Annotated in this window: 10 protein-coding genes; 6 read left to right on the top strand and 4 right to left on the bottom strand. The window is 70.8% G+C overall.

All coding sequences use genetic code 11. The features are described from left to right. Positions 1 to 4592: type I polyketide synthase (locus ACLHRZ_RS27175; RefSeq protein WP_490421163.1), on the top strand; the 4592-nt coding region annotated here is incomplete at its 5' end. A gap of 420 nt (positions 4593 to 5012) precedes the next feature. Further along, the gene (locus ACLHRZ_RS27170) at positions 5013 to 5243 is read left to right on the top strand and encodes a LysM peptidoglycan-binding domain-containing protein (RefSeq protein ID WP_490421162.1); all 231 of its coding nucleotides are present in this window, start codon (positions 5013 to 5015) and stop codon (positions 5241 to 5243) included. A gap of 94 nt (positions 5244 to 5337) precedes the next feature. On the opposite strand, the gene ACLHRZ_RS27165 is transcribed toward ACLHRZ_RS27170, so the two are convergent. The 4 genes from ACLHRZ_RS27165 to ACLHRZ_RS27150 are packed head-to-tail and all read right to left on the bottom strand — an operon-like array spanning position 5338 to position 14840. Continuing rightward, a complete protein-coding gene (locus ACLHRZ_RS27165; RefSeq protein ID WP_490421161.1) occupies positions 5338 to 10470 on the bottom strand; it encodes a type I polyketide synthase in 5133 nt (1710 codons plus the stop codon). Positions 10471 to 10524: 54 nt separating this feature from the next. Beyond that, complete coding sequence (gene pabB / locus ACLHRZ_RS27160) at positions 10525 to 12621, bottom strand: aminodeoxychorismate synthase component I (RefSeq protein WP_490421160.1); 2097 nt, start codon at positions 12619 to 12621, stop codon at positions 10525 to 10527. Positions 12622 to 12679: 58 nt separating this feature from the next. Beyond that, on the bottom strand, positions 12680 to 13435 hold the full coding sequence (locus ACLHRZ_RS27155; protein WP_490421159.1) for a thioesterase II family protein: 756 nt from the start codon (positions 13433 to 13435) through the stop codon (positions 12680 to 12682). Between the two features lie 28 nt (positions 13436 to 13463). Continuing rightward, complete coding sequence (locus ACLHRZ_RS27150; protein WP_490421158.1) at positions 13464 to 14840, bottom strand: glycosyltransferase; 1377 nt, start codon at positions 14838 to 14840, stop codon at positions 13464 to 13466. 399 nt (positions 14841 to 15239) lie between these two features. On the opposite strand from ACLHRZ_RS27150, the gene ACLHRZ_RS27145 reads away from it, so the two are divergent. The 4 genes from ACLHRZ_RS27145 to ACLHRZ_RS27130 all read left to right on the top strand — a co-directional run bounded on the left by ACLHRZ_RS27145 (position 15240) and on the right by ACLHRZ_RS27130 (position 24786). Beyond that, positions 15240 to 18083, top strand: coding sequence for an AAA family ATPase (locus tag ACLHRZ_RS27145; protein ID WP_490421157.1), 2844 nt, complete (start codon positions 15240 to 15242; stop codon positions 18081 to 18083). A 57-nt stretch (positions 18084 to 18140) separates the two neighbouring features. After that, positions 18141 to 20912 carry a LuxR C-terminal-related transcriptional regulator gene (locus ACLHRZ_RS27140; RefSeq protein WP_490421156.1) on the top strand — a complete coding sequence of 924 codons (2772 nt, stop codon included), beginning with the start codon at positions 18141 to 18143 and terminating at the stop codon, positions 20910 to 20912. Between the two features lie 4 nt (positions 20913 to 20916). Then, positions 20917 to 23721, top strand: a complete 2805-nt coding sequence (locus tag ACLHRZ_RS27135) for an AAA family ATPase (protein ID WP_490421155.1) — start codon at positions 20917 to 20919, stop codon at positions 23719 to 23721. A gap of 360 nt (positions 23722 to 24081) precedes the next feature. After that, positions 24082 to 24786 (top strand): helix-turn-helix transcriptional regulator, encoded by a 705-nt coding sequence (locus ACLHRZ_RS27130; protein ID WP_490421154.1) that lies wholly within the window; start codon positions 24082 to 24084, stop codon positions 24784 to 24786. Positions 24787 to 24962 lie beyond the last annotated feature (176 nt).

Raw genomic sequence — 24962 nt, 5'->3', positions numbered from 1 at the left:
TGGCTGTGGTGCGTGGGTCTGCGGTGAATCAGGATGGTGCGAGCAATGGGTTGACCGCGCCGAATGGTCCGTCGCAGCAGAGGGTCATCCGCCAGGCGCTGGTGAACGGAGGCCTGTCGGCATCCGACGTGGACGTGGTCGAGGCGCACGGTACGGGTACGACCCTGGGTGACCCGATCGAGGCCCAGGCGCTGCTCGCTACGTATGGCCAGGACCGGCCGGAGGAGCGGCCGTTGTGGCTCGGTTCGGTGAAGTCGAACATCGGTCACACGCAGGCCGCGGCAGGCGTGGCGGGCGTCATCAAAATGGTGATGGCGATGCGGCACGGCACGCTGCCGCGCACCCTGCACATTGATGCTCCGTCGTCGCATGTGGACTGGTCCGCCGGCGCGGTGGAACTGCTGAAGCAGGAGCAGGCCTGGCCGGAAGGGAACGGGCCACGCCGGGCAGGCGTGTCCTCGTTCGGCATCAGCGGCACGAACGCCCACGTGATCCTGGAACAGCCCGAGCCTGCTCCGGCCCGCGCAGAGCGTCCGGTTGCCGACGGCTGGGTTCCCCTGGTGCTGTCCGGCAAGACCGAAGCAGCACTGAGGGCCCAGGCCGGTCGGCTGGCGGCTTTCATGGAGGCGAGTGCCGACAGCGGACTGGCCGACATCGGCAGCGCGTTGGTGACCACACGGTCCGCCTTCGCCCACCGCGCGGTGGTGCTGGCGGAGAGTCGGGACGCTGCACTCGGTGGCCTTTCAGCGCTGGCCTCGGCCGAGACCGCTCCGGGCGTGGTCGAGGGATCGGCACGTACCGGCAGGACCGCCGTGCTGTTCTCGGGTCAGGGCGGGCAGCGGCTCGGCATGGGGCGTGAACTCCATGCCCGTTTCGCGGTGTTCGCCGAAACCTTCGACGCGGTGTGTGCCGGACTGGACGAGCACCTGGGCCGGCCTGTCCGGGATGTCGTCTGGGGTGAGGACGAGGATCTGCTGAACCGGACTGTGTTCGCCCAGGCTGGGTTGTTCGCGGTCGAGGTGGCGTTGTTCCGTCTGGTGGAGTCGTGGGGCGTGCGCCCGGACTTCGTGGCCGGGCATTCGATCGGTGAGGTGGCGGCTGCGCATGTGGCTGGTGTGTTCTCGCTGGCCGATGCGTGCAAGCTGGTGGCGGCGCGTGGTCGGCTGATGCAGGCGCTGCCGGCGGGCGGTGCCATGTTCGCCGTGCAGGCGAGGGAGGACGAAGTCCTGCCGCTGCTGGGCGAGTCCGTCTCCATCGCTGCTGTCAACGGCCCTTCCTCCGTTGTGGTCTCGGGCGTCGAGGACGCTGTGCGGGAGCTGAGTGCTCACTTCGAGGAGCGGGGCCGCAGGACGACCCGGCTGAAGGTCTCGCACGCCTTCCACTCGTCGCTGATGGACCCGATGCTCGACGAGTTCGCCCGGATCGTGGCGGGGCTGTCCTTCGGTGAGCCGTCCGTGCCCGTCGTCTCGAACCTGACCGGCGAGCTTGCCACGAGCGAGCAGTTGCGTTCCCCGGACTACTGGGTGAGGCACGTCCGTGAGGCGGTGCGCTTCGCGAACGGCATCCGCACTTTGCGTGCCAACGGCGTGAACCGGTTCCTGGAACTGGGCCCGGACGGAGTCCTCTCGGCCTTGGCGGCAGCATCGGTTTCGGAGGAGGGCGAGCCGGTCTTCCTATCCGTCCTGCGCAAGGACCGGGACGAAGAAGCCACGCTGCTGCAAGCCCTGGCCCAGCTGCACGTCCACGGTGCGAAGGCCGACTGGTCCGCACTCTTTGCCGGAACGGGCGGCCCCCGGGCCGAGTTGCCGACGTACGCCTTCCAGCACCGTCGGTTCTGGCCGTCGGGCGGGCCCGGGGCCCGGGGAGCGGAGTCGGTGGGGCTGAAGTCCGCGGAACACCCGCTGCTGGCCGGTGCCGTGGAACTGGCGGGATCCGAAGGGCTGCTGTTCACCGGACGATTCTCCGCCCAGTCCCAGCCGTGGTGTGCGGACCATGTGGTGATGGGGTCGGTACTGGTGCCCGGCACGGCACTGCTCGAACTCGCCCTGCGTGCCGGCGACGAGGCCGGCTGCAGCCTGGTGGAGGAGCTCACGCTCGCCACGCCGCTGGTGCTGCCCGAGCAGGGCCACGTGCAGGTGCAGGTCGGGGTGGGCGCACCGGACGAGTCGGGACGCCGCACCGTGAGTGTGCACTCCCGACCGGCGTCCGGCACGCAGTCGCCGTGGACGCTGCACGCCGGCGGTGTCCTGGCGCCGGGAGCCGCGCGGACGTCGTTCGACGCGTCGGTGTGGCCACCGGCGGGTGCCGAGCCGCTGGACGTGACGGGCGTGTACGCGCGGTTCGCGGACGCCGGTTTCGAGTACGGGCCGGCGTTCCAAGGGCTGAAGGCCGCCTGGCGGTGCGGCGACGAGTTGTTCGCCGAGGTCGCCCTGCCCGACGACGTGGACGGCAGCCCGTTCGGCCTGCACCCCGCACTCTTCGACGCGGGTCTGCACGCCATCGCACTTGCAGAGGACGGCGACGATGCGACCGCCGGCGTGCCGTTCTCGTGGGCCGGGGTGTCGCTCCATGCGACGGGTGCCTCTGCGGTGCGGGTGCGACTGACGCGCTCGGCCGAGGGCGCGCTGTCGTTGGCAGTTGCCGACGGTACGGGGGCCCCGGTCGCCACGGTGGAGTCGCTGGTCGTCCGGCCGCTCACCGCAGAGCAGCTGAACACCGCGGCGGGTCGGGTCGACCGGGACGCGCTCTTCCGGCTGGAGTGGACGCCCGTCCGGCCTGAGGCCATAGCCGATGTACCGTTGGCGGTGCTCGCCGCGGACACGGACGCCCCGGCCCTGGCAGGCCTGCGGAATACCGAACGGTATGCCGGCCTCGAGTCCTTGGCCGAGGCTGCGGATGATGTGCCCGGCATGGTGCTCGTCCCCGTGCACGGCGACACAACGGCCGGGACGACGGGAGCTGTGCGCGCGCTGACGGCGCACGTTCTGCGACTGGCGCAGGAATGGCTGGCGGAGGAGCGATTCGGGGCCTCGCGCCTGGTCTTCGTGACCCGTGGCGCAGTTTCCGGAGCCGACCTGGCCGCTGCGTCGGTGCGGGGCCTGGTGTGTTCGGCGGTGTCGGAGAACCCGGACCGCTTCGGACTGGTGGAGCTGGCAGCCGAGGACGAGGCGTGCCTGGCTGCACTTCCGCAGGCCCTTGCTCTGGATGAGCCCGAGCTGCTCATCCGGGAGGGTGAGGTGCTGGCTGCGAGGCTGGCCAGGATGTCTGCCCATGCCGGCCGGGCACAGTGGGACCCTCAGGGCATGGTGCTTGTCACGGGTGGTACGGGTGGTCTGGGTCGGTTGGTGGCCCGGCACTTGGTGGTCGAGCACGGTGTGCGGGGCCTGCTGCTTGTCAGCCGGCGTGGCGCCGAGGCCGAGGGTGCTGCCGAACTCGTGGCCGAGCTGCGAGGCCTGGGCGCTGAGGTTGTTGTCGAGTCGTGCGATGTCGCGGATGCGGTTGCTGTCGAGGGTTTGGTCGGCCGGTATCCGGTGCGGGCTGTGATCCACGCGGCAGGTGTCCTGGACGACGGTGTCATCGGTTCTCTGACGCCCGGGAGGCTGGCTGCGGTTCTGCGTCCGAAGGTGGATGCGGCGTGGAACCTTCACGAGGCCACGAAGGGGATGGACCTCGATGCTTTCGTCGTCTTCTCCTCCGTGGCGGGCACGTTCGGGAATGCTGGCCAGGCCAACTACGCGGCAGCCAACGCCTTCCTGGACGCCCTCGCGCTGTACCGCCGTGACCGAGGTCTGCCGGCTGTGTCACTCGCCTGGGGCCCGTGGACCGGCGGGATGGGCGAGGCGGAGACCCGGCGCATGGTGCGTGCCGGAATGCCGCCGCTGACCCCGGAGCAGGGGCTGGCCTTGTTCGACGCCGCCGTCTCCGGTCCGGAGACGGTCCCGCTGCCGGTGCGCCTCGACCTTGCGGCCTTCCGTGCCCGCGGTGAAGTCCCGCCGCTGCTGCGCGGCCTGGTCCGCACGCGGGCGCGCAGCAGCGCGGCGGCGGGCGGCGGTGACCTCGTGGAGCGGCTGTCCGCCCTCCCCGGGCCTGAACGGCGAGGGGCCCTGCTCGAGACGGTACGGGGCCAGGCGGCCCTTGTCCTGGGGCACTCCCGGGCGGCGGACGTGGACCCGCAGCGGTCCTTCCAGGACCTCGGCTTCGACTCGCTCACCGCCGTCGAACTACGCAACCGGCTGAGCGCGGTCGCCGGGGTCCGGCTGCCGGCCACGCTGGTCTTCGACTACCCGACGCCGGACGAGTTGACGGAATACGTGTACTCCCGGCTCGCGCTCGGCCCGGATTCGTCCGGTGGCACGGTGGCGATCCTCGCCGAACTGGAGAAGTTGGAGAGGGCGTTCAGGAGCGTGGAGATCGGCGAGGAGGCGTACGAACAGGTGGCGGGCCGCCTGGAGGTTCTCAGGTCCAAGTGGGCAACCCTGCGCGACGACGCTGCCACTGCACCGGGATCCGCCGCGGACGAGGCCTTCGACTTTGAAGCGGCCTCCGACGAGGAGGTCTTCGACCTTCTGGACAATGAGTTGGGACTGTCGTGACCCACCCGGCGCCCCGCCCCCGGCTTCAGGCGGGGCGGGGCACCCGGAGGCCGGGGCGACGCGGCAAGTGGCTCCCCCGGAAAGGGGAAACGGATCGTCCCTCGCGCCTTCGAAGCACGGTGCCACGTGGAGCAGGCGGCCGTCTGATCCGCCCCCTGATCTCCCCCGCTTCCGAACGCACGGGTGAGGGATCGATACGGCTGACCCCGTGCGAGGGATGCGAGGAGTGGCGGTGCGTCAGCGGGGAAGGACCGGGCAGTCAGGCGTGCTCCACGAAAGGTGAGTTCATAACTTCTCCCGGCTATCGGTCTCTTCCGTGTGCTCGTCGGTTACGCCGTTGCTCTCGGCGCAGTCATCGTGGGCCCCCTCCTGCACGGCATCGGTATCGGCTGATCACCCCGATTTGCCGACGGCAACTTCGTGCTCTACACCGACGCCCCGATCGCTGCCGAGGAGCCGGTTGCTGAAGAGGTACCCCCGTCCCCGTCCGCCCCCGAGGCGCGCACCTACACGGTCGAACCCGGCGACACCCTGTGGGCCGTCGCCGAACGCTTCTACGGTGACGGCAACCGCTACCGCGACATTGCCGCCGCCAGCGGCATCGACGACCCGGATGTGGTGGACGTCGGCCAGGTGCTGACGTTTCCGTAGTCCGGTGCGGTACCGCGCCCTGTAGGGGCGCGGGGAACTGCGCGACCAGCCATGAACGGCCCGCAGTTGACCTACCGCACTTCCAGCGGAGTGCTCAAGCGCCGTCCACGAGGCGGAAGAGCTCCGCATCCGTGGCCGTGGCGAGGTCGACGCTGCTGACATGCTTCGGAGCGGGACCCCAGCGCTTCGCGAGGTCCTTGAGGCGGTTGGCGCTTGCGGCGTCGAGGCATGCGCCCGCATCCAGCAGGGCCTCCAGCTCCGCCACGACCTCCGCCGAGGACCGGGGGGCGGCCGGGGCGCGACGGTCCAGGCGCTCGCGGATGAACCGCATGACGGCCGTGGGCGTGGGGTGGTCGAACACCAGGGTGGAGGGCAGCTCGATCCCAGTGACGGCAGTGATGCGGTTGCGCAGCTCGATCGCGTTGACCGAGGTGATACCCATGTCCGTGAAGGACCGGGTGGCGTGGGGGCCGCCGAACGTGCGCCCGCCGACAACGGCCCCGGTCGCGGACAGCACCAGATCGGTCAGGACCGCGTCCCGTTCCCCGCCATCGAGGCTGGCCAGATGAGCGGCCGCAGACTGCGGTGTCACGTCCTCGGCGATGCCCTCCCCGGCCGCTGTGCCGCCGGTGTCCGGCGTCCGGCCGAGCCAGTACGTCCGCCGCTGGAACGGGTACGTGGGGAGCGACACCGGACGGGCGCCGGAGAGCACCGAACGCCAGGTGACGGGCACTCCGTGAAGATGCAGCCGAGCAGCCGCCGATAGCACCGCGCGTTCCTCACCGCCCTCGGCGGTCACGGCCGGCACGACCGCCGAGCCGGGCATGCGGGAATCGGGCCCGGCCGCAAGGCACTCCTCGATCATCGGGCTGAGGGCGGCACCGGGCCCCAACTCCAGGAAGAAGTCCGCTCCTTCGCAGTGCAGAAAGTCGATCGCCGCGCCGAACCGGACCGGCTCCCGTACCTGGCGCACCCAGTAGTCCGGGTCGCACACCTCCTGCCCGGTGAAGGGCAGGCCGGTGAGGCCGGACAGCATCGGGATGCGCGGTGGGCGGAACGCGAGATCCTCGACGGCCTTGCGGAAGTCCTTCAGCATCGGGTCCATCGCCGACGAGTGGAAGGCGTGGCTGACGGCAAGCCACCGGACCCGGTGCCCGGCGGTGGTCAGCTGCTGCGCGAGGTCCTCCAGCGGCCCCCGTGCTCCCGCCAGCACCAGCGAATGCGGGCTGTTGACCGCCGCGACCGTCAGTGCGTCCGCCGGGCCCGTCAGCCACCGCGAGACCTCCTCCTCCCGCATGCGCACGGCCAGCATCGTGCCGCCCGGTGGCAGGTCCTGCATCAGCCGGCCCCGGGCCGCGACCAGCGCACAGGCGTCCGCGAGCGACAGAAGGCCCGCTGCATGGGCGGCGGCGATCTCGCCGACCGAATGGCCCACCAGGTGCCCGGGAACCACGCCCCAGGATTCGAACAGCCGGAACAGCGCGACCTCGAAGGCGAACAGCGCCGGCTGCGCGTATCCGGTGCTGTCCAGCAGGGCCGCCTCCTCCGTACCGGGAGCGGCCCACATCACCGAGGCCAGCGGGCGTGCCAGCCGAGGACCGAGCTCCGCACAGACCTCGCGCAGCGCCGCGTCGAACACGGGGAAGGCACGGGCGAGTTCACGCCCCATGCCCGGCCGCTGGCTGCCCTGCCCGCTGAAGACGAACACCGGACGGCCCGCGCCCGTACCGGCAGGAACAGGCAAGGGCGAGGATCCGCCTGCGCCCAACGCGGCGACGGCGGACACCAGTTCCTCACGGCTCGATCCGACGACGTACGCTCCGAGCTCGTGCGGGGCACGGGTGACCGCGAGCGCGCAAGCGATGTCACGGGCGGACAGCTCAGGATGCGCCTCCGCATGGCAGGCCAACTGCCGTGCCCGCGCCCGCAGAGCCGGTTCGTCGTGCGCGGACAGCACCCAGGGCACCATGCCGCTGCCGGGCTGCTCCTCGGCGGCGGGCCCGGGCTGCTCCGGCGCCTCCTCCAGGATCACGTGCGCGTTGGTGCCACTGATCCCGAACGAGGACACCCCCGCCCTGCGTATCCGGTCCGCCGCGCGGGGCCACGGACGGGGCTCGGTGAGCAGCCGTACGGCCCCGGCGGACCAGTCCACGTGGGACGACGGGGCGTCCACGTGCAATGTCCGGGGCAGGACACCGTGCTGGAGCGCCAGCACCGTCTTGATCACCCCGGCGACCCCGGCGGCGGCCTGGGCATGCCCGATGTTCGACTTCACCGAGCCGAGCCACAGCGGCCGGTCCGCAGAGCGCCCCCGTCCGTACGACGCCAGGAGGGCCTCCGCTTCGATCGGGTCGCCCAGGGCCGTGCCCGTCCCGTGGGCCTCCACGGCGTCGACGTCCCCGGGCTCCAGCCGGGCGTCGGCCAGGGCATGGTCGACCAGACGGCGCTGGGCAGTGCCGTTCGGCGCGGTCAGGCCGTTCGACGCACCGTCCTGGTTCACAGCCGACCCCCGTACGACGGCGAGGACGGGATGCCCGTTGCGCCGGGCGTCCCCCAGCCGTTCGAGGACCAGCAGCCCGACGCCTTCCGACCACGCCGCACCGTCCGCGGCCTCCGCGAACGATTTGCACCGGCCGTCCGGGGACAGCCCGCGCAGCCGCGAGAACTCCACGAACGGCGTGGGCGTCGCCATCACCGCGACCCCGCCCGCCAGGGCCAGGGAGGACTCGCCCGAACGCAGCGACCTGCAGGCCAGGTGCACTGCGACGAGCGACGACGAGCAGGCCGTGTCGACCGTCAGCGCCGGGCCCTCGAGACCGAAGGTGTACGAGATCCGCCCGGCCAGCGCGCTCGCGGCCGTACCGATGCCGATCAGCCCCTCCAGTGCGCTGCCGCGGACGAGGGAACCGGCCCCGTAGTCGTGGTACATCGCCCCGGTGAAGACACCGGTCCTGCTTCCCCGCAGGGCCGTCGGATCGATGTGAGCCCGTTCCAGCGCCTCCCACGCCGCCTCCAGCAGCAGCCTCTGCTGAGGATCGGTCGCCAGCGCCTCGCGTTCCGAGAAACCGAAGAACCCGGCGTCGAAGTCGCCCGCGTCGTGGAGGAAGCCGCCCTCCCGGGCGTAGGACGTGCCCCGGTGCTCCGGATCCTCGTGGAACAGCCCGTCGAGGTCCCAGCCTCGGTCACGGGGGAAGGCGGAGATCGCGTCGGTGCCGTCCGCCACGAGTGCCCACAGATCCTCCGGCGAGGCCACCCCGCCCGGCAGGCGGCAGGCCATGCCGACGACGGCCACCGGCTCGGCCGTCGGGCCACCGTCGCGGTCGGTCCCTTCTTCCTCACCCCGGTCCGTCTCGGCTGCCAGAACCTGTGCGACTGCGGCCGGGGTGGGGTGGTCGAAGGCCAGCCCGACCGGGAGCGACAGACCTGTGGCCTCGGCCAGCAGGTTGCGCAGCCGGACGCAGCGGACCGAGTCCAGGCCGTGGCTGCGGAAGGTCTCCCCGGGCCGGACGGCCGTCTCGCCGGGCTCCTGCGCCAGCACCTTCGCCACGCAGGATGCGACGAGGGCCAGGGACTCGGCGAAGGAGACGGGGCGACGGGCTCCCGGTGCGGCAGAGGTGAAGCAGCCGGGGCCGGCGAGCAGGCTCTCCAGCCTCCTGCGGTGGAGCTTGCCCGCAGGAGTACGGGGGAGGGCGTCGACCTTCACCAGTTCGAGCGGAATCTTGTAGTCGGACACCCCGCGCTCCCGCAGGAACGCGGTCACCTCGTTCAGGCCGACGGCCGTGCTCGCCCGGCCGGTGACGACCAGACACGGATACTCCCCGAGCCGGACGTCCTTCCGGGCGACAACCGCGAGCGGCCCGATACCGGGCAGGTCCGCCAACTCGCCCTGAATCTCCGCGGCGTTGAACTTGCGCCCGCCCACGTTGATCAGTTCGGCCGCCCGGCCCAGGAAACGGACGCGGCCGTCGGCACCGACGGCCGCCAGGTCGCCGGTGCGCAGCCAGCCGTCCTGGGTCATCGAGGACCGTGTCACAGCCGGCTCACGGTAGTAGCCCCGGAACATGCCCGGGCTGTGGTACTGCAGTTGGCCCGGTTCGTCCGGGGCGCACTTCGAACCATCCTCGCCGACGACCCGCACCCGCGCCCCGCGGGTCGGCAGGCCCACCGTGCGGATGGCGACGTCCAGGGGATCGTCGGCACGGGTACAGGTTCCCGTGCCCAGTTCGGACATCCCCCACACTGCCACGAGCGGAGCGCCCAGGGCCGCTCGGACATCGGTGACGAGCGCCCCAGGTATCGCGGCACCGGCCGTTCGCACCTCGTGCGGGCGGAAGCCGGCCGGCTCCCCGCCGTCGGCGAGGCAGGCGACGACGTCGTGCAGCTGCGCCGGAACGGCGAAGACGACACTGGGCTGAGCCTCCCTGGCCAGCTCGAGGAAGCGGTCCGGGTCCCAACTGGTCAGCAGAACCTGCGGGCATGCCGTGAAGAGTGCGGAGTGCATGGATTGCAGGCCGAAGAGATGCGTGAGCGGACAGGCTGTCATGACCGCGACGGTGAAGGCTTCCCCGGCCTCCGTTGTCACGAAGGACGTGTTGGACAGCAGCCCGTCATGGGTGTGCAGACAGATCTTCGGCCGTGCGGACGTCGTACCGGAGGAGGGCAGGAGCACGAACGGCATGTCCGGCCGCACATCCACCGGATGCGGTGTGCTGCCGTGCCAGTCGGCCAGCAGCCGGTGCAGGGCCGGAACATCCAGTACGGCGCGCAGCGACGGCACGGCCGGGAGTGGCGGGTCCGGCTGCGGTGTGCCGTCCTCCCCGGCCGCTTCTGGCAGCACGGCGAGCACGGGTTCCACCCGGGCCAGCAGAGCCTGTACGTCCGCATGGCCATTGCCGGAGTGGACGGGCATCAGCACGGCGCCGACGGCCGCGACGGCCAGGTGCAGGGTCTCGAACTCCCAGCAGTTCGGCACCTGCACCGCCACCACGTCGCCGACGCCGACGCCCAGTTCCTGAAGTCCGCGTGCCATCGCGTCCACGTCCGACCGCCATGCGCGCCACGTCCACGAACGGTCCCCGTCCCTGACGGCGACCGCGTCCGGAGCGGCGCGCACGGCGTCTTCGAAGACCCGGGGGAGGGTGAAACCGCCGAGCCCGACGCCGAGTCGGCCGGGGTCCGTGCCGGCGGCCGGATCGATCTCGTAGTCGTCGTTGTGAACGGACACCATCACTCCCGGGAATCGGTGGGCGGTCTGCCGCCCCATGCGTGGGTTCGGAAAGCCTTAGACGTTCGCGGCACGCTCCTGCTGCCCCGGCATCCCGGAACGCAGCAGTGCGAGGAGGGGCCGCGCCTTCACGACCGTCTCCTCGAACTCCGCCTCCGGGTCCGACAGTGCAATGACCGCACCGCCGACCCCGTAGCGCAGCAGGCCGTTGCTGATCACGGCAGTGCGGATGACGATGCTCAGATCGGCGGCCCCGGTCAGCGAGAAATACCCGATGGCTCCGGAGTAGATGCCTCGCGGCCCGTCCTCCAGCCGGTCGATGATCTGCATCGTCCTGACCTTCGGTGCCCCGGTCATCGACCCTCCGGGGAACGCCGCCCGCACCCCCGTCACCGTCCCCGTGCCCGGCCGCAGCCGCGCCCGGACCGTGCTCACCAGCTGGTGGACCGTGGCGTAGGTCTCCACCTGGAAGACCGGATCGGCGACCACCGTACCGACCTCGGCGCACCGCCCGAGGTCGTGCCGGACCAGGTCGACGATCATGAGGTTCTCGGCGTGGTCCTTCTCACTGGCCTTCAACTCCTTGACCAGCAGCGCGTCCTCACAGGGGGTGGTCCCTCGGGGGCGGGTTCCCTTGATGGGCCTGGATTCCATCGTGCCGTCCCGGTCGACCCGGAGGAATCGCTCGGGCGAGGTGCTCAGCACGGACAGTCCGCCGAAGCAGAGGAAGGCGGCGAACGGCGCGGGGCTGGCGCGCCGCAGGAAGCGGTAGGCCTGCCAGGGGTCGAGCGCGGTCTCGGCCTCGACCATGTTGGTCAGGCAGATCTCGTAGGCCTCCCCGGCCGTGATCTCCTGCTGGCACGCGTCGATGAGTTTGAGGTAGGCCTCCCGGTCGTGACGCAGCCGGATCCCCGTGCCCGGCTCTGCAGCGGGCCTCTCGCAGGGCCCGGCCGCCCGGCAGGCGAGCTTGTCGAGGTCCGCGGCAGCACTGCACAGCCAGGTGCGCGCTTCCTCCTCGCCGCTCTCACCTGCGAGCACCAGCAGATGGGTGGTGCCCGTGGAATGGTCGAAGACCACGGCCCGGTCGGCAAAGACCATGGCGGCGTCGGGGTCCGGTGAGCGGTGCGCCCTCTCGCCGCCGCATTCGGCCTTCAGCTCGTACCCCAGCGCGCCGACCCAGCCGAGGGTGAAACCGAAGGGCAGCTCGGGCACGTCGACCCGCAGGGACCGCAGGTCGCGGTCCAGCCACTCCAGGAACTCACCCGCCACGACCCGCGTCGACCCAGGCTCCGTCACGGTCACGGTGCCCCGGAACACGTCGGCGGTGACGACACGGGCCAGCGGCCCCGCCGCGTTGCCCATGACGGAGAACCGGCCGAGCAGGCCCCCGTCCAGGCTGCTGTCCAGCCAGAAGGCGTGGGCATCGGCGCGGAACATCCGGTCGAAGACCACCTCGGCATCCCACCGGGTCGGCAACTGCTCGGTCAGGACACGCAGTCTGCGCACCCGGCGGACCACGGGACTGCTGTGCACCGGCCGGTGCACGGCGGGCGCAGCGGCCCTCCGGCGTGGTGCACCGTGCCGTTCGGTCAGCGCCCTGAAGTTCGCCAGCAGCTGGTGACCGGCCTGGGTTCCTATGGACTCGGGATGGAACTGCACCCCCCACAGAGGGAGGCTGCGGTGGCGCAGCGCCATGAGCACCCCGTCCGCGGACCGGGCCAGCGGTTCCAGGACGGAGGAGAGGCCGGTGACGGCCAGCGAGTGGTACCGGACGACCTCCAGCGGCTCGGGCAGGCCTTCGAACAGGCCGGTGCCCTCGTGCCGGACCAGGGAGGTGCGCCCGTGCCGCGGCGTGGGAGCACGCACGACGTCGGCCCCGTGCACCAGGGCTATGCCCTGGTGCCCGAGGCACACGCCGAGCACGGGCAGCAGTCCCTCCGCCGCGATGCCCGCACAATGGCCGACATCGGCGGGACGGTGGGGCGTCCCCGGTCCCGGGGACAGCACCACGTTGTCGAACGCCCGGAGCAGTTCCGGCCGCCAGGACGGGTCGTCGTTGAGGATGACTTCGGGCTCTTCCCCGTTCACCTGAGTCAGGTAGTGGAAGAGGTTGTAGGTGAACGAGTCGTAATTGTCGACCAGTAGTGTGCGCATGTGAATGTCCTTGTCCTGCACGTGACTTGGCGGACAGCACCGGGAAGGCTGCGGTGTGTCACGCGGTGTCGAGTTCCCGGGCGATTTCTTCGTTCACCGCCGACGGGTGTTCGGCCAGGAAGAAATGTCCGCCGGGGAACACCGTGAGCCGGAACCGTCCGTCGGTGTGGGTCTTCCACGCCTCTGCCTCGGCCAGTGACGTCCGGGGGTCGGCCTTGCCGGTCAGCGCGGTGAGGGGACAACGGAGCCTGCGGTCGGCAGCGCAGGTGTAGGTCTCGATCGCCCGGTAGTCCCCGCGGATGGCAGGCATCGCCATGCGCAGGATCTCCTCGTCGCCCAGCAACTGCGGGTTCGGGCCGTTGAGCAGCCGCAGTTCGGCCAGCACGCCGTCGTCGTCCCGGCAGTGCACCGATTCGGCACGGACGGTGCACGGTGCACGGCGGCCGGAGACGATGACCGACTTCGGTGAGTGGGAGGCCTGCTGCTCAAGACGCCAGGCCGTTTCGAAGGCCAGGACGGCCCCCATGCTGTGGCCGAAGAAGACCGTGGGCTTGTCGTCCAGTGTCAGGAGTTCGGCGGTGATGCAATCGGCGAGCGTGCCGATGTGCTCGATGCACGGTTCGTGTCGCCGGTCCTGTCGTCCCGGATACTGAAGTGCGATCACTTCGGCTCCGGGCGAGAAGGCCACTGACACCGGCAGGTAGAAACTTGCCGATCCGCCGGCGTGAGGAAAGCAGACGAGCCGGATTGGGCCGTCCGCGGCCGGATGGAATCGCCGCAGCCACAGGGCAGCACAACGGTCCGGGTTCTTCAAGGGAGTCGATCCTTTCGCAGGGTGGCTGTCAGGACAGGGCGGGGAGGCCGAGGAGCAGATCGGCCGCGGCGATCCGCCCGCCCGCGGCCCGCTGCAACTCGCCGAACCGCTGCGCGCGCCGGTGGAACCCAGGATCGTCGAGCACGCGGGTGAGCTTGTCGACGACATCGTCCGGGGCCATGTCCTGCGGCCGGTCGAGGGGCAGGCACACGCCGAAGTCCCGCCCGCGCACGGCCTGGTCGAAGCAGTCCACCCACAACGGCCGCACAACGAGGGGCTTGCCGAAGTACAGGCCCTCGTGGAAGCCATTTCCGCCGCCGTGAGTGAAGAACACCTTCACGTTCGGGTGATCGAGGATGTCCAGCTGCGACGGCACCCAACTCTCGATCCGCAGGTTGCCTGGCAGAGATTCCTTTGCGGGCAGCAGGGCGAGCTGTTCCTCCGGCAGTTTCCACAGGAATTGGTGCCGGCCGTCGAGCCTGCGGGCGACCTCCACCAGCGAGCGGACCTGTCGGCGCGTCAGGCGCGTGATCGTGCCGAACCCCATGTAGACCACGGACGATTGGGCGTCGAGCCAGTCGGACAGGCCGTCGTCGTCCGGCACTTCGGGCAACGGCGGCACCATCGCGCCGACCAGTTTCATCTTTCCGGGAATCTCGAAGGGGTAGTCGAGCTCGGGAACCGAGTTGCACAGGATCATTTCTGCCCGGTCGATCCTGGTCATCGGGTCGGGCGGGGGAAGGCGGAGTTCCTTGCGGAGTTTCGTATCCTGCGAAAGGACTTTTCCCATGGCCGGGTTGAAGAACATGGCCAGCGTCCGCAGTTTGAACATCCGGTTGGCCATGCGCTGCACGGGATTCATGGGGCAGGGGAGGCCCGAATGCGGCACGGGGAAACCGCGGGGCGTGTACGACCTTCCGAACGGGCTGTGCGAGGTGAGGACGTTGCTCGGCAGGAACGGAACACTCAGGACGTAGGGGATGTTGCGGGTCAGCGCGAGATCAACGGCGAAACTGCACATGCAGTCGATGACCATCAGCGCCGGACGGGCCTTTTCCGCCACGGACTCCAGACGGCGGTACTTCTCCGCCTGGAGGGCCGGCCGGTAGGAGTGGCGGATGACGGCCCGGTGTGCCTTGAACCGCGACGCCTGGGTGACTTCGCGGTAGACCTCGTCGCTCCAGGTCACCGCCGAGAGCTCGGAGAAGACGTCGCCGAGCGAGGCGAATTCCACCGCGCTGCCCGCTGTCAGGCGCCCCACCTCGCCTCGCCGGGGCTCGTCGCTTGCGAACCACAGGTCGGGTACGCCGCGGCGCGACAGCTCGGAGGCGAGAACGAGCAGAGGGTTGAGCAGGCCGCGCTCTGGCAGGCTGACGAAGAGGATCGGTCGTCGTGCGGTGCTCATCGGGAACCTCCCATCGCGGTGGAGGTGCCGGAGGCCCGGTGGGTCACGTGCGGACAGGGGCAGGAGTTATGCCCGGTCGCGGGCAAGGGTGTTCGCTGCACCGCAACTTGGTCTCACGGTGGCTACCGATGAATTCGTAGTCTGCCGACGGCCCAGGGGAGTTGGGCCCAGCGCGCCCTGCCGCATTCGCGGTCGGCGCATCCGGGTGATCGTCAAGGTGGCCGGATCCGTCTGCACGCTGCCTACCGGCGGGTTCTTGATGGTTCCCATACAGGGACGACCGCGTTCGTCGGCTACGCTGGCCGACATTGAGCGCCTGGGTGGCGCGTAACGATCGTTGGCCGCGGGCGGGACGAACCACCGGCATGACGGCTCTGGTTCAGGCGCGAGGGGGAATCAGTGCTCAACCAGGCAGGCGTTTCCGGCTTCGCAGGCACCATTGTCGGCCGCACCGGCCAGCTGACAGCGCTCGAGGCCCATGCCGCAGCCGCACGTGAAGGCCGACCCGGCCTCGTGATCGTGACGGGGGCCTCGGGCATGGGGAAGACCCACCTCCTCACGGCGTTCCTCGCTGGCAGACCCTGCAGAGGGATGACCGTACTGCGGGGTACGTGCAGCGAATCCGCACGCGATGAGCGCTACGCGGGCACACGGGCGCTGTTCGGCACGCTGGGTCTCACAGACGCCGCAGTCCCCGACCACCCGCTGCTCGACGGAGCCGCCCGCCACGCACTGCCCGCCCTCCGGCACTTCGTCGCCGGCTCCGCCTACTCCATACTCAACGGCCTGTACCGTCTCGCCGTGAACCTGACGGCGGACCGTCCTCTCGCCCTGGTGCTGGACGACGCCCACCACGCCGATGCGCCCTCCCTGCAGTGGCTGGACTTCCTGCTCCGGCGGGCCGGCCGGCTGCCCCTGCTGGTGGTCCTCGCACAGTGCCCGGAGGCTCGCCCCCGGACCGCGGACGTCATCATGCAGCCCCCGGTGTCGACGGTCCGCCTGGACCCTCTGACCCCGGCCGAGGTCGCCGGACTGGCGCGGATCGCGTTCGGCGCACCCGTTGCCGCCCCGTTCGCCGCACAAGTGGCCCACTTCTCCGGTGGCAACCCCCGCACGGCCACCCGGCTCCTGCGCGAGCTGCACAGCGAAGGCACACCTCCGAACGCGGTGAACGCACCACGTGTGTCCACCACCGGACGGCGCCTGATCAGGCAATGCGTGGGCGAATTGATAGAGCGTCAGCCCAAGCCCGTCCGCGAGGCCGCAGCCGCAGCCGCCGTGCTCGGCACGGACTCGCCGCTGCACCTCGCCGCCCTGGCCGATGTACCGCTCGCACTGGTCGAAGACGCCCTGGCCGTGCTGCGCCGGGCCGAACAAATGGCCCCCGGCAGAAGCGAGCTGGTCCACGAGGCCTTCCGCTGCGCGGTGCTCGAGCCCCTCGGCACAGACAGGCTCGCCGCGCTGCGTACAAGGGCCGCCCAGCTGCTCAGCGACGCCGGCCGCCCGGCCGAGGAGATCGCCCGCCATTTGCTGCTCGTGCCCGGACCACCCCTGCCGTGGATGACCCGGCTCCTGCGGGACGCAGCCACAGCGGCCGAGGACCGCGGCGCCACCGAGACAGTGGCCCGCTGCCTCCACCGGGTGCTGGAGGCGGAACCGGAGAACGCACACGTACGGCTGCAACTGGCTGCGTCGCTGACCGAGACCGACCCGATGCAGGCGCTGGACCTGCTGAGGCAGGGCAACGCCGAAGCCGCCGACGACCGCGTCAGGGCCCGCTTCGCGGTGCAGTACGCGATGACCTGTATCGTCCTCCGCCGCCCGGGGCTCGCCGTCTCGGCACTGGCGGACAGCACCCGATCCCTGCCCGGCGCACCGGGCCCCGGTACAGACGGCCGTGCCGACGGTGAACTGCACGAACTTGTACGGTCCACACGGCGTATGGCCGAGGACGCCTGCAGAACGACCGCTACGGCTGCGGCACGCGAACGGGGTGACCGGACGCCGCAGTTGCTGCACTGTCACCGCGAGGCGCTGTCCGCAACACTGGCTGCCTTGGACGGCCGACCGGCGCACCAGGCCGTCGAGCACGCCCGCAGGGTCACGGCAGCCGCCCACCCCGCACCGAGCGGCTGGCCCCTGGTCACCTCGGCGATCGCACTCGGCCTGGCCGACGAGACCGACGAGGCGCTCACCGCCCTGGACACCGTTCTCCGGAACACCGCCAGTGGCGGGGCCGCATGGACCCGTGCCCAGGCGTTGGCCGTCCGGGCCGCCGTGCTGTACAGCACAGGCGCCATTCCCGATGCAATGTCCGAGGCCGGGGCCGCGGTCCGTGTCGTCGCCGGGGCGGGGTGGCGCGCCCGCGTACCCCTTCCCTACCTGATCCTGGCGGCCGGCCTGATCGATCACGGTGACCACGAGCAGGCCGAGCGGCTGCTCGTCCGCATGCATCTGCCGGCACCGGACGGCCGTTCCCCGGAACACCCTCTGTATCTGATGATCCGGGCGAGGGCCCGCTGGGCCGCCGGAGACGACGACACCGCACTGCGGCTGCTGCTCGCATGCAGCAGGGCCGAGGACGAAGCGGGAGTGGCGAACCCGGTGCTGGTGCCGTGGTGGGTCGACGCCTGTCACCTCCTCGCTGCCATGAACCGTTCCGGCGAGGCCCGGGATATCGCCGCCAACGCCGGTGAACGGGCACGACTGTGGGGCACCGCCCGTGCCCTCGGGCTCGCCGGGCTGGCCTGCGGCGTGATCACTCCCGGGCGGCCCGGCGCCGAGCAGCTCACCGAGGCCGTCGCGCGGCTGGCCGTATCACCGGCCCGGGTCGACTCTGCCAGGGCCGAACTGGCCCTCGGGCGAGCCCTGCTGGGGCTGGGCGACCACCGTGGCGCACGGGGACACCTGCGCTCAGCAGCCGGCACAGCCCGGCGCTGCGGTGCCCTCGCAGTCGCCAGAGCAGCCAGACGGCACCTGATCGCCGCAGGCGGACGCATGCAGGAGATCACCGCCTCCCGGGCCGACGACCTGACCGGCACCGAACGGACGGTTGCGGGCCTGGCTTCGGCAGGAGCCAGCAACCGCGAGATCGCGGAGTCGCTGGCGGTCACCGTTCGTACGGTGGAGACACACCTGACCAGCATTTACTGCAAGTTGGGTGTGGACCGGCGCACCGCGCTGGCCCCGGTGCTGCAAAGCTCCGGCACCACCGGTGGACGTACGCCGGTGCGAATTCCCTGATTCCGGCTCCGGGGAAGCGAAGAGACCGAACTGCGAACCGAAGATCCTGGTGGGACCATGCACCCGTCTCGAGGAGGGACACCCGCCTGGCCCGGCGTGCCCTGGGCACCGCACACCACACCCGTCCTGCTGCACCGGCACCGCGAACGCGCAGTCCTGGCCTCGGTCCTGGCCGAACTGGGCAGCGGTCGCCCCGCGATGGTCATCGTGCGCGGCAAACCGGACTTCGGACAGGATGCCCTGGTGCGCTGGGCTGTGGAACGCGCCGGGCAGGAGGGACTGCGCGTGCTGCACGCACGGGCGACCCCGAGTGAGCGGGGGCTGCGGTACGGCGCCCTTACCCAGTTGCTCGCACCGCTGGGCGGAACGGTCTGCGATGAGCAGTCGTACCGGCCACCGGGCGTTGCCGAGTTCCTGCCTGTTCTGCGCGAGCGGCCGACACTGCTGGCCCTCGAGGACGCCCAGTGGCTCGACGCCGAGTCGCTGGCCTGGCTGCACACGCTCGTCCGGCGCCTGGCGGGCGTCCCTGCGGCTCTCCTGGTGAGCAGCAACGGCACCGGCATGGCAGACGGGCCGGACTGGTCTGCAGTCGCGGCCTCCTTCCCAGGGCCGGGGGTGACCCGTGAACTGGTTCTCCCGGCCCTGGTCCCGGCCGATGTCGCGACCGCAGTGGAATCGGCCTGCGGAAGGGCAGGAGAGGAGCCCTTCGTCACAGGGGCTGCACGCCTGTCAGCGGGCAATCCCCGGGTGTTGTACGACGCGTTGGGGCAATTCGCCCGCAGTGGACACCAGCCGGTGGCACACCACCTGCCGCAGCTGGAGGCCCTCAGCTCCGCGGTCACGGGCGACTATGTCAGACGTGCGCTCGACGGCCTGGACGGCGAGGTGCTTGCGGTCGTGCGGGCGCTCGCCGTCAGCGAGGGCATACTGGATCTCCCGCTCGTCTGCATGCTCGCCGGTCTGCGCACCCTGGGCGAATCCGGACTGCGGGCCCGGCTCGAGGCGACGGGGATCGTCTCCGCCACCGGGACGGGACTGCACATGGAACCTGGGGCCCGGGACCGGATCCTGGAGGGCATGACCGCAGGCGAACGTTCCGGTCTCTACGTCCGCGCTGCAGAGCTCGCCCACCGAATCGCCGCTGAGGACAGGGACGTTGCCCGACTCCTGCTGCACGCCCGGCCGGCCGGAACCCCCTGGGCCGTGCCGGTGCTGTGCCGCAGCTTCGCCACCGCGATACGGCAGGGAATGCACCGCGACGCAGCGGCCTTTCTCACTCGCGCGCTGGAGGAGCCGCTGGAGCAGGTGCTGCGTGCACAGCTGAACCTCGAGCTGGCCACGGTCGAGTTGGTCGCCGTCCCCGAGGCGGGCGGACGGCGCCTCGACGAGATTGTCTACAACCCGTCCGGCGACCCGGCGGGACTGCGCCTGCGGGCTTTCGAACTCGGCTTCACCTACGGCGACGCCGACCGGGTGCGCCGGGCCGTCGCCGAAGCCGTGCCGGACGCCCGGGGCAGCGAACGCGACGACCTCATCGCCCTGTTCTGGACCGTCGACCAGGCCCGGCGCGACGATGGTGATCTGATCGTGCCCGAGGTCCCCGGACTGCCGGCCTGCCCCCTGTCCCCGGGGCAGGCCGGGGTACGGGCCTGGCAGCTCGCCCTTCAGTGCGACGACCTGTACACCGTCCGGCAGCTCGCCCGCAGGGCCTTGGCCCCCGGCGGGGCCCGGAGCGCGTTGGCCCTGCCACGTCTGGCCGCCTGCAAGGCCCTGTGCCTGACCGGGGACCACGACGAGGCCGAGGCCGGCCTCAACGCCCTGCTCGCCGAACTCCGCTGCGGGCACCTGGCCATCGGCGTCCCGCACGCGCTGGCCGTGCGCGCCGAACTGCACCTCCTGCGCGGCCGACTGGGTGCCGCCGAGAGCGACATCGCAGACGCCGGCCGCGCGCTGCTGACGGCTGGCCGGCACCCCATCACCGTGGCATACGTCAGGGCGGTGCGCATCATGGTCGACTTGGAGTGCGGTTGCCCCGACAGGGCGAGGTCGCTCGCCGACGCCCGGATGCCTCCCGGGGCGGAAGAGCACGTCCACTGGCCCCACCTGCTCTTCGCCCGGGCACTGGTCGCCATGGCCGACGGGCGGCCGGCCCCGGCGGAAGAGCTTCTGCGTGAGTGCGGTCGCCGGTTGATGAGCTGCCGTCAGCTCAATCCGGCACTCAGACCCTGGAGGTCGCTCGCCGCGGAGATCTGCCACGCGGCCGGAGAGTACGAGGAAGCCGAGCGCCTGAGCCAGGAGGAACTGTCGCTCGCCCGGCGCTGGGGCGCGGCCGAGGCCCTCGGCCGCGCCGGGCTGACTGCTGCCCGGCTGGCCGGTGAGAACCGGTTGACGATGATCCGCGAGGCGGTAGGCGTGCTGCGCCGAGGACCCCAGGGGCCGGTCTACACGCGTGCGCTGGCCGACCTGGTGGCCGCCGAACTCGAGCAACCGGGTGGTGACCGGCAGGCGGCCGCCCAAGCACTGGCGGAGCTGACGAGGCTCACTGCTGCCCACCCCGCGAGCCCGATGGCCCTGCGGGCGCGACGGCTTGCCGAAGAACTCGAAACGGTGCCGCGGACGGGACCGGCCACGGAGTGGAGCACGCTGTCTCAGACCGAACGGCACACCGCCGTACTCGCCGGCCACGGACACAGCAACCGGCAGATCGCCGGCATCCTGGCCGTGTCACAGCGGACGGTCGAGCTCCGGCTGAGTCGAGCGTACCGGCAGCTTCGTATTACTGGGCGTCAGGAACTGAGTGCGTTGGTGCGTGCGATGGAAGGACGCTGAACGAATGCTGATCGAGCGTGGCTTCGAATTGGCGCTGCTGCGGGAGTCGCTGTACGCCGCCAGGGAAGGCAAGTCCTCGGTGGTCCTGCTCACCGGCCCTCTGGGCATCGGACGGTCGGCACTGCTGTACGAACTGGCCTCCTGCGTCACGGACGACGTGTCCGTCCTCCAGGCCCACGCGGCACCGATGGAACAGGACTTCGCCTTCGGAGTGGTGCGCCAACTCTTCGACCCGCTGCTGGTGCGGATGCCGGACCACGCGCGCAACCAGTGGCTGCGCGACGCAGGTTCCGCGGGCCCGGTCCTCACCGACGACCTCGCCGTCACCGGCGAGGACCAGGACGTCCCGGCCTCGGACACGGTCCTGCACGACCTGTGGTCCCTCGTGGCCCGGACCGGCGCCGCCGCCCCCGTGCTGATTCTCGTGGACGACTTGCACTGGGTGGATGCCTCCTCCCTGCGCTGGCTCGCCTACCTTGCCAAGCGGCTCCACGGCCTGCGCGCCGTGCTCGTCTGTACCCTGCGCGACGGCGACCCGCGGGCCCAGAACCTCCTGGTGCGCGAAGTGGTGGAAGCCTCGACACATGTGCTGCGGCCCGGACTCCTGTCCCTGTCAGCCACCAAGGAAGTCATCAGTCGGCAGTTCGGTGAAGCCGGCGACGAGGAATTTGCTGTCGCCTGCCACGAAACCTCCGCCGGCAACCCCGTGTTCCTGATGTCGGTCCTGGTCGGGATGGCGGTCGGCGGTCACCGGCCCACGGCGGAGCAGGCGGACACGGCCCGATCCCTGCGCCCGTCGCAGCTGCGGGAACGCCTCGCCGCCTCCCTGCGCACCCAGCCACAACTGGTACGCGACCTCGCGGCGGCCATCGCCACCCTCGGCGAACAGGGCGAGCCCGCGCTCGCCGCCCGGCTGGCAGACCTGGACACCGTCGGCTTCACCGGAGCACTGCGGGTCCTCCACCAACTGGGGCTGCTGGCAGGGGAGCACCGGCCGCGCTTCGTCCACCGCGTCGTGCAGGACGCGGTCGAGTACTCCTTCACCGCTGCAGAACGGCAACGCTGGCGCGAATCCGCCGCGAATCTCCTGTACAGCAGCGGATATCCGGCCGAACAGGTTGCCGCACAGCTCATGGCCGTGCCCGTCTCCGGCCACACCTGGTCCGTGAGTGTGCTGTGCGCAGCAGCCGACACCGCACTGCGCAGGGGCGCTCCCGACACGGCTGCTCGATACTTGAGGCGCGCGCTGCTGGACAGCCCCGAACAGGGCGAGGACCGGGCCCGCCTGCTGCTCTGCCTGGCTGCCGCAGAGCGTGCCTTCGACGCCTCCGCCTGCGAACGGCACATTGCACAGGCCATCCCCCTGCTGCACACAGCCAGGGACAGGGCCTCCGCAGCCCTTCGGATCTCACCGGAGTTCCATGCACACCTCACTCCCACGGCCGTCGACATCCTGCGCCAGGCGGCCGACGACCTCGGCTCTCCCTGTCAGCTCACCGGCTCGGTCCGCGAAGTGGCCCTGCGGCTGGAGGCACGCCTGCGGCACACCGGCCGGGCGGACTCGGCCGAAGTCACCTCGGCGGTCGAGCGCCTGCGTGCCCACGGGGACGAACCTCCGGCGGACTCCAGCGCAGAACGTGAACTGCTCGCCGTGCTGCTGCACACCGCGACACTCGGTGCCGCGCTGCCGGCCGTCGGCATCGCCCGACAGGCACACCGTATCCTCGACCGCGAACCGGCCACGTCGGCCCGGCTGTCCCCGGTCCTGCCTCTGGTGGTAATGAGTCTCGTGGGAGCGGACTCGCTGCGGCCGCTGGGCTCCTGGCTCGCCGCCGAGGAACAGGCCCGGCGGGGGACCGGCGGCATCGCCGAAGCAGTCGTGCACGCCCAGCACGCCCTGGTGTCCCTGGCCCGGGGACACCTGGCACCCGCACGTTACGCCGCGGAGCGCGCCTTCGACCTGGCGGAGGCCAACTGGCTGGAAGCAGGCGATTTCTGCACCACCACGCTGGCCGCAGTCGCCCTCGAAGCACGCGACCTCGCCCTCAGTGACCGCATCCTGACCCACGTCGGCCGGCATGGGCACATGCACCTGATGCCCTCGGCCTTGCTCCTCCTCCTGCAGAGTGCCGCACAGGCGCAGCGCGGCCACTGGAGCGAAGCCCTCGAGACCACACTGACCTGCGGCAGGCGACTGGAGGCGGCAGGCTGGCACAACACGGTCCTGTTCCCCTGGCGCCCCTGGGCCATCAGCCTCCTTCAGCGCCTCGGCGACGAGCGATCGGCGCTTGCCCTTGCCGAGGAGGAACACGCCCGCGCCACCGCGTGGGGTGCGCCGGTCGCAGTCGGCCGCGCCCTTCGCCTCAAGGGCCGACTGCTCGGCAGCACGGGAACGGAAACGCTGCGCGAGGCCGTCACCGTCCTGCGGGACTCCGCCAACCAGCTCGAACTCGCCCGCGCCCTCCATGCGTTGGGCTGCAGGCCGGGGGAGGGTGATGAGGCGGAGGCCGCACTGCGCGAGGCCGAGACACTCGCATGGATCTGCGGGGCACCGTGGCGGGCCGGGCCGACGGCACCCGGAGCCGCCGACGCAGGTACCGCTCCGGGTGCGCTGCTGACCCGCACGGAACGCAAAGTGGCAGGCCTGGCCGGAGGCGGCCGTACCAACCAAGAAATCGCCCGCGAACTCGGAGTGAGCTCACGAGCGGTGGAAAAGCACCTCACCAATTCCTATCGAAAGCTCGGAATATGCGGAAGGTCGCAGCTCGTTTCCGTCCTGAACGGGGCGCGGGCCGAGAACCGGTACTGACCGCAGAACCGTTGTTCCTTCGCCGGGCGGGCCGTGGTTCGGTCCGTCCGGCATCGCGTTTCGGTGGTCGGTTCGGTCCGCGCCGTCCCACGGCGGCGAGCTCCTGTGAATCCAGCCCGAACTGCGGCCTGACCGAGCTCACCGTACCGATCCACCGAAGCCGAAGACGGCCCCTCCGAACCTGGCGCGGCATCCCACGAAATTGACGCGGAACCTGGGACGCCGCGTTGACCGGCCTCCGGAGGCGTCCCTAGCATTCATGTCGGAGTCGTTCCGGTGCAAGCCTTCGAACCGACCTCCAGGAAAACCCTAGAAGAACCCCCGGATATCCTTCCGGATCATCCGGTGTCCCGAGGGGAAATGAGTTCCTTGGCAATTTCCGCTCTTCCCGCACCGCCGGCCTCCGCGCCCGCGGTCGCACCGGGACTCCCGGCCGGCCTCCCCGGGCCGACGGAGGTCTACGTGCTGCTCCACCGGGCCGACCTGAACATGGCCTGCCTGGACCGGAAGTTGACGATCCAGCATGCCAACAAGGAGTTCCAGCGGAGGTTCGGCGGCCCCTCTGTTCGTCTCTGCGGCCGTTCCTTCAGTGAGCTGGTCCATCCCAGCGTCCAACTGCCGCTGCTGCGCCAGCTCTCGGGCCTTCTCGAAGGCAGACGTGACCGGTTCGCCACCGACGTGATAGCTGTGGGTCCGGAGGACACGGCATTCACCGTCCCTCTGACCGCAGTTGCTGTCAGAAACGGACTGCCCGGCGTCTCAGCGATCCTGGTCATGCTGAGCCCCGAGCACGCCTCGGAAGACCCCAGGGTCGTCATCCGGCGCAAGAAGATCCTGACCGAGATGGACGCACGCATCCTGGAGGGCATTGCCGCCGGACTCCCCAGCGTCCCCCTGGCGTCACGGCTGTACCTGAGCCGGCACGGCGTCGAGTACCACGTCACCTGCCTGATGCGTAAGCTCAGGGTCCGCAACCGGGCTGCCCTGGTCTCCCGCGCCTACTCCTTGGGTGTGCTCAAGGTGGGTGTCTGGCCTCCGCGCGTCGTCGAGGACTTCGTCAAATGAGGCCGCGTGACCGGGACACCGGCGGGTGTCCCGGTCACGCTTGCCGAAAGATCATCAGCACGTTCGGAGGGACTCGAGCGGAACGCGCGCATACAGCTCAGGCAACCGCCCTCGACCGCGTCGTCGAAGCTGGCCGGCTGCGCTTCCCTCCGCCGCCGCGGAGGGGCCGCTGCAGG

Source organism: Streptomyces sp. AM25 (assembly GCF_058146165.1).
The sequence above is the reverse complement of the archived record's forward strand: the minus strand, read 5'-3'. Positions and strand labels throughout refer to the sequence as shown.